This window comes from Hymenobacter sp. PAMC 26628 (assembly GCF_001562275.1).
GTDB lineage: Bacteria > Bacteroidota > Bacteroidia > Cytophagales > Hymenobacteraceae > Hymenobacter.
This window is the reverse complement of record NZ_CP014304.1, coordinates 2,711,121-2,725,443: the sequence shown is the minus strand read 5'-3', so window position 1 is coordinate 2,725,443 and position 14,323 is coordinate 2,711,121. Positions and strand designations below refer to the sequence as shown.

Sequence of the window (14,323 nt, the reverse complement as noted above, 5' to 3'; positions counted from 1 at the left end):
GCTTCGGTGAAGATTTGATTAAAAGTACTCAGTAAAAAATAGTTATATAAATACTTACTCAATACACCCGCAACTACACTCAGGTCCTGGTGTTCGGGCACAGCTTGGCTAACTACGTAGCCTCCGCGGCAAAAACTCAAACGCTGGGCCCCAGCGCACGGCCAGTTCTAAGTCAGCACACCTTCGACTGCCGACGCATCCAAAAGCGCATCCCAACATTAAATATACTTAAGTATTTATTAATTTATTTAAACCTTCACATAATCTCCGGTGGAGCCGTTGGCCACGAACCACCCGGGGTTGCCGTTGCGGTCGCGGCCGAGGCGGGCCCCCGGCACCGGGGGCTGGTTGAGGGCCGGGGCGGGGCTGAGCGCTGCCGGCACTACGTGTCCCGCCACTGGGGCGGCCTGGAAGAACCCAGCTTCCAGCATTTCGCGCACGCCTGCCAGCAGCAGGTCGGCAATGAGGTCCACGTCGGCGTCGGTGTGGGCTTCCGTCATGAAGCACGGGAACCCATCCCAAATGTGCAGACCTTTTTCGCGCAATAGCGTGAACATAAGTTCACTGTAGGGGATTTCTTCGCGGAACTTGATTTTCCAGAGCGAGCCGAACTGGGCTACGAAGAAGGGCAGCTGCTGCTGCGCAAAGGACTGGTTCAGCAGGCCCGCCAGGCGCTCGGTTTTGGCTGTGAGGCCTTGCTGGAAAGCGGGGCCCTGGGCCTTCAGGTGCAGCAGCGAGGCCCGGGCCGCGGCCAGGGCCAGCGGGTGCCGCACGAAGGTGCCGGCGAAGTACGTCACCCCAATTTCGGGCACCGAGTCGTCGCCGAACTGCCAGGCTCCGCCGTCGAGGGCGTCCATGAGCGCACGCTTGCCGGCAATGACGCCGATGGGCAGCCCGCCGCCCACCACCTTGCCGTAGGTGGCCAGGTCGGCCTGGACGCCGAACAGGGCTTGGGCCCCACCGGGGTGCAGGCGGAACCCGGTGATGACTTCGTCGAAAATGAGCACCGTGCCCGCCGCCGCCGTCACGGTGCGCAGCTGGTGCAGGAACTCCACGGGCTGGAATTCGGGCCGGCGGCTCTGCACGGGTTCTACCAGCACGGCGGCCAGCTCGGACGCCCGCTCGGTGATGATGCGCAGGCTCTCGTCGGTGCCGTAGTCGAGGATGAGCATGTTTTGCACGGATTCCGGCATGATGCCCGCCGCGGCCGGGAACGACTTCAGGGCCTTGGTGCCACGCACCAGCACTTCGTCGACAATGCCGTGGTAAGAGCCCGAAAACGCCACAATTAGCGAGCGGCCCGTGACGGTGCGGGCAATGCGCATGCCCCCGAGCACGGCTTCCGAGCCGGTGCTGCACAGGGCCACGCGGTCGGTGCCGGTGAATTCGCACAGCAAGTCGCATACTTCGCCGGCCAGCGCGTGCTGGGGCCCCACCTCGTAGCCGCGCTCGATTTGCGCGTGCAACGCCTCGGCAATGAAGGGCGGCTGGTGGCCGAAGATGCACGAGCCGAACCCGTTCAGCACGTCGAGGTACTCGTTGCCGTCGAGGTCCCACAGCTTGCTGGCCTTCGAGCGGTCCACCACCAGCGGGTACACCAGCTCCTTGGTGAGGGGCCGGAAGCCCGATACCACGCGCGGATCGGCCATGCGCGAGCGGTGCTGCTGCGTGTAGGCCTTGCTGGCCTTGGTCTTCTGCGTGTAGCGCGCCGTCAAATCCCGCAGGAAGGCCTGCTGCCGTTCGGTGAGCTGGCTGGCGTGCTTTTCGATGCGCGGCGAGGCCCCAAAAGGCTTCTTGATTTCAACGGCTTCCTCGGCCGTGATTTGCGGCGCGGCGGCCGGGGCCCCTGCGGTGGGCGCACTGCCGTGCGCACTGGCCGGGGCGAGGGCCGGGGCCGCCAGAGCGGGCGCGGGCAGCGGGGCCAACGCCGTTGCGGGAGCGGCGCCTTGCAGCAGGGCCATCTGCTTGGCCAAAATTTGCAGCTGCTGGGCTATGAGGCCCAAGGCCGAATCGTTGCCTGGCCCGGCCAGCGGGGCAAAGGCCACCGGGGCCGGAGCCACCGGCACTGGCTGGGGAGCAGGCGCTTCGTACGCGGTGGGCGCGGGGGCCGGCGTAGGTGTCGCGGCCGTGGGCTGGTACGCCGCGGGGGGCAGGGCCTGGTCGAGGTAATCTGCCAGCTGGTTGGGAGTGGCGTAGTTTTCGTTAAGCTGCCGGAAAGTGATGGGCAGGCCGAATTGCTTTTTGAGGGCCAAGGCCAGCTGGGTAATCAGGAGCGAGTCGAAGCCAATTTCCAGAAACGTCAGGTCGGGCGATACGCCGGCCATTTCAATTCCCGAGGCATTTTCCAGCACTTCGCTTAGGGTGGTGAGTAGTACAGATTTTCGCATAGGAATAACTGGGGGCGTGAAAGGAACAGGGGCCCCGGCCGCCGAAGCCGCGGGCGGCGCGGGGGCAGGGGGCGGGAGAATGGAGGCGGGCACCGCCGCCGCGGGCGCCAGCCAGCAGGGCTTGCGGTCGAACGCATAAGTGGGGAGCAGCACGCGGCGCGGGCGCCGCTCGGCGTGCAAGGCGGCCCAGTCAGGGGCCACGCCACGGAGCCACAGCTGGCCCAGCGCCCCCAGCAGCGCGCGGTACTCGGGGTGGGGCCCCGGGCCTTTTTTCAGGCTGGCGAGTACGGTGGCGGGCCGGCCGGCCAGCTGCTGCTGGGCCAGGGCAGCTAGTACATGGCCGGGCCCTACTTCTAATAAAATGGGCTGCGATTCAGTAAGTAAGGTGTCAAGAGCGGGGGCAAACTGCACGGTTTGCCGCAGGTGGGCGGCCCAGTAGTCAGGGTCGGTGGCCTGGGCGTCGGTCAGCCAAGTGCCGCTCACGGTTGACACCACCGGCTTTTGGGGGTGGTGCAGTGACACGTTAGCCACGGCCTGCCGGAACGCGTCCACCGCGGGGTCCATCATGGCCGAGTGGAAGGCGTGGCTAGTAGCCAATGCCCGGTTCGGAACATCTTGGGCGTCAAGCGTTCGAGCAAAGGCCGCCACGTCTTCGGCGGGGCCCGCCACCACGGCCGCGGCCGGCCCGTTGACGGCGGCTACCGACAAGCCCGCGGGCAACAGGTCAGCGAGCTGGCCGGCCGCCAGCCGCACCGACAGCATGCTGCCCCCGGGCAACTCGCCCACCAGCCGGCCCCGGGTAGCTACCAGCGCCAGCGCGTCGACCAGCGAAAACACGCCGGCCAGGTGGGCGGCTACAAACTCGCCCACGCTGTGGCCGCAGTAGCCGGTTGGCACCACGCCCCAGCTGGCCCATAGCCGGGCTAGGGCGTATTCGGTCACGAACAGTGCAGGCTGGGCATAGCGGGTGTCGCGCAGGCGGGCGTCCGCAGCTGCATCGCCGGGCCCAGCAAACAGCACTGCGCGCAAGTCGGTGGGCAAATGGGGCCCCAGCAGGGAGGCGCATTCGTCCACCGCCGCGCGGTAGGCGGGTTCGTGGTCGTACAACTCGCGGCCCATGCCCACGTACTGCGCGCCTTGGCCCGGAAACAGGAAAAATAAGTCGCCTGGGGCCCCTGCCAGCGCACCAGCGGTGCCGGCGGCGGCTGGCGCTTGCAGCTGCGCCCGCAGCTCGGGCCCGTCGGCGGCGATGGCAAACCGGCGGTGCGCGAACGGGGCCCGGGTAGTGGGCAGCGTGAACGCTACGTCGGCCAGGGCCGGTGCGTCGGGGGCGTTCAGGGCGTCGGCTAAGCGCTGGGCGTAGGCCTCGCGGCTGGCGGCCGATTTGGCCGACCACACCACTAGTTCGGCCGGGCGCGCCGGGGCTGGGGCCCCGGGGGCACCAGCCGGGGCCCCCGCTTCTTCTACTATTACGTGCACGTTGGTGCCGCCCACGCCAAACGAGCTGACGCCCGCCCGCCGGGGCCCCCCGCCCGCGGGCCAGTCGGCCAACGCAGTATTTACAAAAAACGGACTGTTGACAAAGTCAATGAGCGGGTTGGGCGCGGCGTAGCCCAGCGAGGCCGGAATTTGCCGGTGGTGCAGGGCCAGGGCAGTTTTGATGAAGCCCGCCACGCCAGCGGCAGCCGTGAGGTGGCCCATGTTGCTTTTGATGGAGCCCAGGGCACAAAACTGCCGCTCGGCCTGCGCGCCAAACGCACTGAGCAAGCCCTCCATTTCGATGGGGTCGCCCACCGGGGTGGCCGTGCCGTGGGCCTCCACGTAGCTGAGGGTGGCCGGGGCCACGCCCGCGTCGGCCAGGGCCATGCGGATGGCACCGGCCTGCCCGTCGGCATTGGGGGCCGTGAAGCTGCCCTTGCCGCCGCCGTCGTTATTTACGCCAACGCCCTTGATGACGGCGTAAATCGTGTCGCCGTCGCGGCGGGCGGCGGCGGCGTCCTTCAGCACCACCACCCCGGCCCCGTCGCTAAACACTGTGCCCCGGGCGTCGGCGTCGAACGGGCGGCAGTGGCCATCGGCGCTCATCATGGAGCCTTCCTGGTACACGTGGCCGCTGCGCACCGGCGCCGTAATGCTGGCTCCGCCTGCCAGCGCTACCTCGCACTGCCCGCTGCGGATGCTTTGCACCGCTTGGGCAATGGCCAGCAGCGACGTGGAGCAGGCCGAATGCACGCTCACCGCCGGCCCCTTCAGGTCGAGCTGGTAGGCGGTGCGGGTGGCGATGTAGTCCTTCTCGTTGGCCAGCATCACCTGAAAGCTGCCCACCTGGCTGGCGGCTGGGTTGCCCAGCACATTATGTAGGAAGTACGTGTTGTGCCCGCAGCCGGCAAACACCCCCACGCGGCCGGCGTAATGCGCGGGCAGGTGGCCGGTTTGCTCCAGGGCTTCCCAAGCTATTTCCAGAAAGAGGCGCTGCTGCGGGTCCATGGCTTCGGCCAGCTTGGGCGTAAGGCCAAAAAAGCCGGCGTCGAACTGGTCGGCGCCCGCAATGATGCCGCGGGCCGGCACGTACAGCGGGTCGTTTTTAACGGCCGCTGGAATGCTGGCGTCCAACTCGTCGGGGCTGAAAAAGCTGGTAGTTTCCCGGCCCTCGCGCAGTACGTCCCACAGCGCGCCCACGGTGGGGGCCCCCGGAAAGCGCCCGGCTAGGCCTACTACAGCCACGTCACCCGTCGCTGCTTTGGGGCCCAAAATTGGGGCGGCCGGCCTGGGAGTGGTGGCCGGTGGGGCGAGGTAGCGCGCCGTTCCGCCCACGGTGGGGAACTGGTAGAGTTTGGTAATGGGCAGCCGGTGGGCGCAGCGGTGCTCCAGCAGCGCCACGGTTTTTTGCGCCAGCAGCGAGTTGCCGCCCAATTCGAAAAAATTATCGTCCAGGCCCACCCGGTCCAAGCCTAGCACTTCGGCCCAGACGCCGGCCACGGCTTTTTCGAGGGCCGTGCCGGCCCGGTGGTACACGGTGGCCAGGGCCGGCCGGTGCGTTGCGGGCGCGGGCAAAGCCCGCTTGTCTACTTTTCCGCTGGTGGTTTTGGGGAGGTCGTCGAGCCAGACGAAGGCCGCGGGCAGCATGTAGTCCGGCAGGGTTTTCCCCAAAATCTGGTATAACTCGGTCACGTCGGGGGGAGCGCTTCCGGCCACCAAGTAGGCCACCAGCCGCCGGGAGCCAGTGTCGGCATCGCGGGCCACCACCACGGCCTGCTTCACGCCGGGCACGGCATTGAGGGCGGCTTCCACTTCGCCCAACTCCACCCGGTGGCCCCTGATTTTTACCTGGTCGTCGCGGCGGCCCAAAAACTCCACGTTTCCGTCGGGCAGCCAGCGGGCCAAGTCACCGGTGCGGTAGAGGCGGGCCGGATCGCCCGTCGGCGCGTGCCACTGCACAAATTTTTCGTCGGTTAGCGTCGGTTGGTGCAAGTAACCGGCGGCAAGGCAGGCCCCGCTGATGCACAGCTCGCCCACCGCGCCGGCGGGCACCAGGGCCAGGGCTTCGTCGACGATGAACACGTCGACGTTGTCGATGGGCCGCCCGATGGTGGGCAGCGCGGGCCAGGCGGCGGGGTCACCGGTCAGGGCCAGCTCCGTCACCACGTGGCTCTCCGTGGGGCCGTACTGGTTGAACAGCACACAGCCCGGCAGGGCCGCGAAGAAAGCGGCGATTTGGGGCGTAATTTTTAATTGTTCGCCGGCCGTCATCACCTCGGCCAAACCGGCCGGAAACTGCTGGGTGTTAACAGCCACTTCTGCCAGGTATTGCAGGGCCACAAACGGCAGGAATAAACGATTAATGGCCTGCTGCGCGATGAACGCCAACAGCCGGGCAAAGTCCAGCCGCAGGTTGTCGGCCACCAGCACCAGCGTGCCGCCGGTGCTCAGGGTGGCCATTATTTCCTGAAACGACACATCGAAGCCCAGGGGCGCAAATTGCAGGGTGCGCGTGCCGGCGGTGGCGGCCGAGCGCCGTTGCTGCCACTGCAACAAGTTCACCAGCGGCCGGTGGCCCATGCACACGCCCTTGGGGGTGCCGGTCGAGCCGGAGGTGAACAGCACGTAGGCTAGCTCGCCGGCCGGTGAGGGGGGCCTACTGGACGGTGGGGCCCCTTCACCGGCCAACATGCGCAAGCCGAGCCCTGCGAAAAGTGTCGTTTCGGCCGCGGGGGCCAAGCATATTTCCAGGCGGGCACTGCCGACAAGCTGCTGCAGGCGCTGCTCCGGGTACGTGGGGTCGAGCGGCAAATAGGCCTTGCCCGCTTTTAGTATGGCCAACACGCCCACCACCATGTCCAGGCCGCGGGTGGTGCTGATGCCCACAAACTCGGCCGCGGGCGCGTGGTGCAGCACGGATTGACAGAGGCGGTCGGCCCGGTCGTTCAGTTGCTGATACGTGAGGGAATCGGCCCCGAAAACGACGGCCGTGCGGCCGGCGTGGGCGCTAGCAGCTTGCTCAAACAAGTGGTGCACCAGCCGCGGAGTATGCACCAACGCGCCCATTTTGGGGCTGTCAATATCAATAACGTCCATGCTCGATAAGCGCTGATTAAAGTAAAAACGACGAAAATATTCAGAAAAAATAATAATTTCGATATAAATAGGATTATAACATTAATTGCTAAGCTCTATGAGGACTGTTTAGCGCCTAAATATAGCCTTTATTTCTTTTTGTTTTCTATCGCAAGTACGTGGCCAATCGTTTGTGGATTACGCGCAAGCATTTGCACAAGCGCTGCACAAAGTCGGCACGGGCCCCGCGCTGGGGAGTAAGGGGGCGAAATGAAAATACGCCCCTTATTAAACCTTAACGCAATAATCCCCGACGCAAAACTACTAGTTCAGTCCTCCTTTACTGCCTGTTGAGGCGCTGTGCAATGAGGCCGTAGCAATGAAGGGACGGTGCATCAATGATAACTGTTACTAAAAATGACTTCAGCATTAGCCGTATGATGGCTGCTGGCAAGGCTTGAGGTTATATGATTTAAAAAAATAATATATAATAATTATAATTAAAATAAATCAAAGTAAAAATATTGGTAAACTGGGCCTCTTATCAGGAGACTTGACTGGGGTAGAATTTCCGCTCTTCCATGTGGTACACGTTGCCCTTGGCCAGCACGTGCATGGTGAGGTTTTCGATGGAGAGGGCCGTGCCTTTTTTGGCAGCGGCGGCGTTGTTGTGCACCACGTTGTGGCCGTCGAGGATGATAACGAGGTTGGAACCGATGGTCTCGACCACGTTGCCGCCGGTGATGAGCACGCCAGTATCTTCGCCCAGGCCGATGCCAATGAGCTTGGGGTAGAGGCTCACGGCCTCAATGAGGCGGCCGAAGCGGCCGCGTTTTACAAAGTGCGAATCGATGATGGCGGTGGGGAGCAAACCCAGGCCGGGGCCCATCTTCACGGCGCCCTTGAGCAGGGCGTCGGGCACGGAACCGCCCCGGATCATGTGCTGCGACATGGCCATGGCCCCAGCGCTGGTGCCGGCAATCACGAAGTGGGTTTCGGCGCGGTAGCGGCGCAGCATGGCGTCGAGGAAATCCGTTTCGCCAAACATTTCACGCAGGCGGCCTTGGTTGCCGCCCGAAAACATTACCACGTCGGCGGCCAGCAAGCGGTCGAGGTATTCAGGCTGGCGGGCGTCCTCCGGGGTGCGGATGTCCATGATGCCCACGTTGTGGCAGTTGAGCATGGCGAAGGAGGCCGTGTAGATGGGCCCCACTTCCTGCGGAATCATGGAGGCGGTGGTGATGACCTCGATGCGCGGGTCATCTTTGCCCGACTCGGACACGACGCGCTTGAGGATGCCCAGCTCAAAAAAATTCAGGTAGTACTTGCGGCGGGTGCGGGGGTTGGGGTAGGTGCCCTTGTCTTCGTTGCCGCCGATGGCGATGAGCTTTCCCAGGGGATGAGTGGTTTTCAACGGAAATCTAAAATCTAAACTGCGGGAAAATAAAACAACTGCGGGAAAATAAAACAACTGGGGCCGGGGCCCCCGGGTTGGGCGGGGCCCCGGCAAAGGTCGGGCCACGGCGGGGCTCGGCCGCCGTTGCGGGCGCGGGTCCGCCGCGGCTACCTATATATAAGGTATCATAAGGTATCGCCCGGCGGGCCCGCGCCCGCCTACGGCCCCTCGGCCAGGAGCGCGTCGAGGGTGGTGGTGGCCACGGCGTGGTAGTTGGGGCGGGCGGCGGCGTACAGCCGGCGGGCGCGGGCGGGGCCCCCAGCCGTGGCCAGCAGCGCCTGGTACAGGGGCACGATGAACTTGCGCCGCCCCACGCGGAGCAGGAATTTTTCCAGCGCCGCGTCGGCGGCGCCGTAGCCGGCCCGCACGGTGTGCGGCAACCAGGCGGCCAGAATTTCGGCGTTGCCCGACGCCGTGAAGTGGAAGGCGTCGTCGAGGGCCCCGAGGCTGCTCGCCACTAGGGTGGGCGGGAGGCCGCCCAGGAAGTGCACCCACTCGTGGCTGCTCCACCCGGCGGCGGCGGGGGCCAGGGCGGCCGGCGCGGCGCCGCCGGCGAGTTGGGCCAGGGCCCCGTCCACGGCGGCGAAGCGGGCGGCGGCCACGGGCACCGCCGCCGCGGGCAGGCCGGGGCCGTCGACCCAAGCGGCCAACTGTATCTCGGCTTCGAGGCCGGGCGTGGCGTCGAGCAGGGCGGTGCGCAAGTACGCAACGAAGGCGTCGGTGTCCATCGCCTGGAAGCTGAAGTGGGCGAAGTACTCCTTGATAAAAGCGTCGAGGCGGGGGCGGCCCACCCGCGCTTCGAGGGCCAGCAGCAGGGCACACCCTTTCTCGTAGGCGATGTCGGTGAGGCCGTCGTCGGGGTCGCGGCCGGCCAGGTGCAGGCGCAAGTGGGTGTCGGGACTGGTGGGGCCCAGCTCGGCAATGGTGTGGGCGAGTGCCGCGCGGCCCAGTACCTGGAGCATGTCGGCGTAGGGCCGGCCGTACAATTGTTCCATGATGCGGCGCTCGAAATACACTGTGAAGCCTTCGTTCAGCCAGAAATCATTCCATGTTCCATTTGTAACCAAGTTGCCGCTCCATGAGTGCGCCAGCTCGTGGGCCACCAGGCTCGTTAGGCTACGGTCGCCGGCCAAAATTGTGGGTGTTACAAATGTTAACCTCGGGTTTTCCATGCCCCCGAACGGAAAGCTGGGCGGCAGCACCAACAAATCGTAGCGCTCCCAGCTGTAGGGCCCGTAGAGGTGCTCGGCCGTGGCCACCATCCGCTCCAGGTCGGCAAACTCGTAGGTGGCTGTTGCCAGCGTGGCCGGCTCGGCGTACACGCCGGTGCGTTCGCTGAGCGGGGCGAAGGCGAGGTCGCCCACGGCCAGCGCCATCAGGTAGGCCGGGATGGGCTGGGCCATACGGAAGCAGTAGGTACCGCTGGGGTCGAGGCGCTGCGGGTTCTCGGCGCTCATCAGCGCCAGCAGGTGGGGCGGCACGCGCACGGTGGCCTCGTAGGTGAAGCGGATGCCGGGCGAGTCTTGGCACGGCAGCCAACTGCGCGCCAGGATGGCCTGCGACTGCGTGAAGAGGAACGGCTCGGTGCCGGCCGTTTGCCCCGGCGCCAGCCACTGCAAGGCCGCCGCGCCGGGCCCCGTGCGGTAGCGGGTGGTGATGGCCGCAGTGCCCGGCGGCAGGGCAATGCGCAGGGCCTGGCCGAGCACAGGGTCGTCGGGGCCCAGGCCCCACGCTAGGGCGGGCCCCTCGATATGGGTCCCCGCGGCCACGGCCTCAAAGGTCAGGCCGCGAGCGTCGAGCACCAGCACATCGGCTGCTCCGGCGGGCGCGGCCAAGTGCCAGGTGGCGGTGCCGGCTAGGGTGCGGGCGGTGAAGTCAACGGCGAGGTCGAGGGCTAGGTGGCGCACTCGGGCCGGGCCGGTGCCGGCGTGGCTATGGGGGTCGGGGGAGGACGGGGGCAAGGAGGCGGGAGGCATGGCGGCAGAAGGATAGCACCCGGGTCCCGGGGCTTCCCCGGCCAGGCCCCGCAAAAGTACACGGCCTGCCCAGCCATTTTGGCCCCAAACGTGCAAGGCTGCCCGGCATACCGTAACTTGCGCTGGCACGTGGTGGAGTGGGGACCCCGTAACCCCGCCGCGTGCCGGCCAGTACAACGGCCCATCTGTCGTTTTTCCCCGACGGGCCCCGCGCCTCGTCTTCCCGTTTCATGCCTTTCGTTCGCCGTTCCCTTTTTACATATTTTCTGGTGGTGCTGCTCGGCAGCTGGCTGGGCGCGGCGCTGCTGAGCGGCTGCGGCTCCGACAAGCCCGGGCAAACCGCTGGCACCACCGCGCCGGCCGCCGGCGTGAGCGGCCCCCAGCCGCTACTCGACAGCGCCTACGTGGCGCGGTCCCTGGGGGCCGTGCCCCAGTTCCGGGCCGAGCTGCCGTGGGCGAAGAAGTTCTACCGCGAGCGGCAGTACCGCCTGGGGTGGTTCAAAGACCACCAGCTGGTGCCGCAAGCCACGCAGTTGCTGCAAACCATCGCCAAAGCTGGCGCCGAGGGCCTGGACCCCCGCAAGTACCAGGTGAAAGACTTGGCTAAGTTGTTCAGTGCGTTGAAGGTAGCGCCCGATGAGGCCCACCGCGACGCGCTGGAACAAGAGATTGACGTGGCGTTATCGGGCACTTACTTCGTGTGGGCGTCCGATTTCTACCGCGGTGTGGCCAATCCGCACGACGCCAAGAACACGGCTTGGCAGGTGAAGCCCAACAAAATCAAGCTGCACAAAGCCCTGCTGACTTACCTTGGCGACCGCAAAAGCAAGTACGGCTACTACCAGTTTGCGCCCCTGCACCCCGAGTACAACAACCTGAAAAAAGCCCTGGCCGCCTACCGCACCCGCGAGGCCGCGGGGGGCTGGCCGGCGCTGCCCGCGGGCCTGGCCCTGCGCCCGGGGCAGTCCTCGCCGGCGGTATCGGCGTTGCGCCAGCGGCTGCTGGGGGCCCCGGCCGACACCGCTGCCCACGCCTCGCCGGTGTACGACAAGGCGCTGATGAACGCCGTGAAAGCCTTCCAGAATGACGCCGGCCTGCGGCCCGACGGCGTAGTGAGCGGGGCCACGCTGCGCGAGCTGAACGTGCCCATCGGCCAGCGCATCGACCAGGTTTTGCTGAACATGGAGCGTTGGCGCTGGCTCCCCAAAAAATTTGAGCCCGATTATTTACTGGTCAACATTCCGGAGTACCGGCTGCGCGTGGTAGAGAACGGCCAGGAGGCGCTGACCATGCGCGTCATCGTGGGCAAGACCCTTACGGCCACCCCGATTTTCAGCGACAAGATGGAGTACGTGGTGCTGGCCCCCTACTGGAACGTGCCCTTCAGCATCATCGACAAGGAGCTAAAAAATAAGCTGGCCGCTAACCCTGGGTACCTCGACCGCCTCAACATGGAGGTGGTGAAGGGCTACGGCCGCAAGGCCATTGTCATCGACCCCGCCACCATCGACTGGGCCAACGTGACGCAAGACAATTTTAAGTACACGGTGCGCCGCCGCCCGGGGCCCCAAAACGACTTGGGTAACGCTAAGTTCATCTTTCCCAACTCGAACGATGTGTACCTGCACGATACGCCCCACGGCGAGTTGTTTTCGCAGGTCAGCCGCAACTTTAGCCACGGCTGCGTGAGGGTAGAGGAGCCCATAAAACTTGCCGCGTACCTGCTGCGCGACAAGCCCGAGTGGGACGAGCAAACCATCCTCGACACCGTGGCCACCCACCGCGAGAAGTACATCACGCTCACCAAAAAGCTGCCCGTGTACCTCGTCTACCTCACGGCCTGGGCCGACGCCGACGGCCACGCCCACTTCCGCGACGACATCTACGGCCACGACAAAGCCCTGGCGCGGGAGTTGCTTGACAAACCCGCCGAGGCCGCCCCGGCGCGGGTCGCCACCCGCCCACAGCTAGCCAAAACGGCTGCCCTAGCCGTCAGCCCTAAGCGCGATTAGTGCCCGTGCAAAGCCGACAAAAAATTCGCATTGCCCAAAAAAGGCCCAGCTGCTTCGGCAAGCCGGGCCTTTTTTGTAGGCAATGAAATCCAGCCAACTAAGCACTAAGGGCCCCAGCGGAGCGTAAAGACATGTTTACACTTGTAATTATAAGTGTAAACATGTGAGATGATAGCCACTATTGTGTATAATTGTAAACTAAGGAAAGTGGGTAGACTCCGGACCAAGACAATGATTTATTTGTCGCACATTTGTAAATAAATCACAAGCTTTCATGGTCGACCGGATTCGGGCGCTGCTATTGGCCCGGCAGCTGAGCCCCACGCAATTTGCGGATGCCATTGGCGTGGCCCGGCCCATTGTGAGCCACATTTTATCGGGCCGTAACAAGCCCAGTCTCGAAGTAGTCCAAAAGGTGCTAGCCGCCTTCCCCGACCTTGCGATGCCCTGGCTGCTGAGCGGCATGGGCCCCATGCTGGCCACCGCCGCAGTGCCCGCCGCCCCCGAAATAGCCCCCGAAATAGCCCCCGAAACTGTTCCTGCAACGCCCCGCGTGCCCGCGCCGCGCCGCGCCGTTGCTCCCGCGCCGGTGGCTGCGGCGCCCGCTGTGCCAGAATCGGGGACCCAGGCACCCACGCTTCCCGCGCTAACAGCCGTGCCCGCTACGGCCCCTGCGCCTGCTGTCCATTCCCCCGGCGCTACCGACTTGGGGGCCCCAGCCCCCGCGCCAGTCAGTGCCCCGGCTGCGCTGCTGGCCGCCGCTCCGGCAGGGAGTACCCCCCCTGAACTGGCGCTGTTTGCTGAGCCAGGGAAGGCTATCCGGCGGATCGTCATCTTCTACCGCGACGGTACGTTTGCGGACTATCAGCCGGAGTAAGCAGCGGCTGTGCGGGGCTTTACAGTACCAATGCACTACGCAGTTTGGGCGCCAACCCGCGCAGTTCCCTGTGCGTACAACCTCATAAACAAGGAATAAAAATCTCTGCCGAAAATGCAATTTGTCAGTAGTTGCTGGGCTGCCGGTTAAGTGGTGAATAACCAGTCGTTTTGGGTTAGTATAAAACGATTCGCCCTTGCGCTGTGTCGTCCTGCACCAAGGGGTACTGCTAGGATGCTTAGCGGTATCGAATTAAGAATAAATGCGTTTCATAAATCGTTATGAATCAGTTTAAAATAAGATGCTAATAGAACTGTTAGGTGAGGAAAATTTCGCTGTCTTTGCCAACTGAATATAGCGTTTCCATTCTTGCCTTTTGGTTAATGGCTGAAAAACGGTTCTATTTTTTGTACCTGGAACCATGCTAAGCATTTTGTCTGAGAGGATAACTTTGAAAAAGTCATTTTTTGGCTTTTCGCTTGCAGCACTGCTGCTAAGCAAATGTGCCTTGGGGGCCTGGTTTTTTCGTGGTGCGGAGCCTCTGGTAGCCTTGCGGTGGCTACGGCAATGGAAGTAGAATTGCATTTGCTTAAGCCGTGAGCTACCGTGGCCCGCCGCCCCGGCAGACCGGGCCCTGTTGCCAAATGTTATCGGCTGGATAGGCGATTTTTCGTGCGGTACTTAGGGGCGCACGGCACGGCCCAGGTTGGCGGTTTGGTGCCCCTTGGCTACCTTCGTGCCATGAAATCGACCCGAGCCATTGCCTTGCTGGCCACCAGCGCAGTTCTGTTCCTGACCGCCTCCTGCTCCCAGGCCCCCGATGCGGAGAAAGACCCCAACGCCGACGCTACGTACAAGCGGGCCAACCGGGCCGAGATGTACCGCAAGGCCCAGGAGAGCGACGTGACCCGTAACTAAGCTGTCGGCACCAACTGCCCATTGTCCATAATCCAGCAATGAGTTGCGGAACTACGGGTAGCCTCCTCACTTTTTGAGCGCAAAAAAGCCCCCACCGATTTTAATCGGCGGGGGCTTTTTGTAGGTGGTAGCGTGCGGGCCCC

General features: G+C 64.4%; 6 protein-coding genes. 3 read left to right on the top strand and 3 right to left on the bottom strand.

Translation table 11 applies throughout. The features are described from left to right. Positions 1-248 precede the first annotated feature (248 nt). The 3 genes from AXW84_RS12020 to AXW84_RS12010 all read right to left on the bottom strand — a co-directional run bounded on the left by AXW84_RS12020 (position 249) and on the right by AXW84_RS12010 (position 10,373). Positions 249-6,962, bottom strand: a complete 6,714-nt coding sequence (locus AXW84_RS12020) for a polyketide synthase (protein ID WP_236943114.1) — start codon at positions 6,960-6,962, stop codon at positions 249-251. Positions 6,963-7,485: 523 nt separating this feature from the next. Beyond that, entirely contained in the window at positions 7,486-8,355 is an 870-nt protein-coding gene (locus AXW84_RS12015; RefSeq protein WP_068233276.1) for a cyanophycinase, read from the bottom strand. Between the two features lie 200 nt (positions 8,356-8,555). After that, the gene (locus tag AXW84_RS12010) at positions 8,556-10,373 is read right to left on the bottom strand and encodes a M1 family metallopeptidase (protein ID WP_068233274.1); all 1,818 of its coding nucleotides are present in this window, start codon (positions 10,371-10,373) and stop codon (positions 8,556-8,558) included. Between the two features lie 230 nt (positions 10,374-10,603). On the opposite strand from AXW84_RS12010, the gene AXW84_RS12005 reads away from it, so the two are divergent. From AXW84_RS12005 to AXW84_RS24900, 3 genes are all read left to right on the top strand, one after another. Continuing rightward, positions 10,604-12,385 (top strand): L,D-transpeptidase family protein, encoded by a 1,782-nt coding sequence (locus tag AXW84_RS12005; protein ID WP_082773857.1) that lies wholly within the window; start codon positions 10,604-10,606, stop codon positions 12,383-12,385. Positions 12,386-12,659: 274 nt separating this feature from the next. Next, positions 12,660-13,262 (top strand): helix-turn-helix domain-containing protein, encoded by a 603-nt coding sequence (locus AXW84_RS12000; protein ID WP_068233266.1) that lies wholly within the window; start codon positions 12,660-12,662, stop codon positions 13,260-13,262. Between the two features lie 741 nt (positions 13,263-14,003). Then, positions 14,004-14,180: a hypothetical protein gene (locus AXW84_RS24900; protein ID WP_157886973.1), complete on the top strand. Its 177-nt coding sequence runs from the start codon at positions 14,004-14,006 to the stop codon at positions 14,178-14,180. Positions 14,181-14,323 lie beyond the last annotated feature (143 nt).

What these genes read in the sequence shown, in the direction of transcription:
- AXW84_RS12005 (WP_082773857.1), top strand. Translation starts at nt 10,604, where the DNA reads ATGCCTTTCGTTCGCCGTTCCCTTTTTACATATTTTCTGGTGGTGCTG.
- AXW84_RS24900 (WP_157886973.1), top strand. Translation starts at nt 14,004, where the DNA reads ATGAAATCGACCCGAGCCATTGCCTTGCTGGCCACCAGCGCAGTTCTG.
- AXW84_RS12000 (WP_068233266.1), top strand. Translation starts at nt 12,660, where the DNA reads ATGGTCGACCGGATTCGGGCGCTGCTATTGGCCCGGCAGCTGAGCCCC.
- AXW84_RS12010 (WP_068233274.1), bottom strand. Translation starts at nt 10,373, where the DNA reads ATGCCTCCCGCCTCCTTGCCCCCGTCCTCCCCCGACCCCCATAGCCAC.
- AXW84_RS12020 (WP_236943114.1), bottom strand. Translation starts at nt 6,962, where the DNA reads ATGGACGTTATTGATATTGACAGCCCCAAAATGGGCGCGTTGGTGCAT.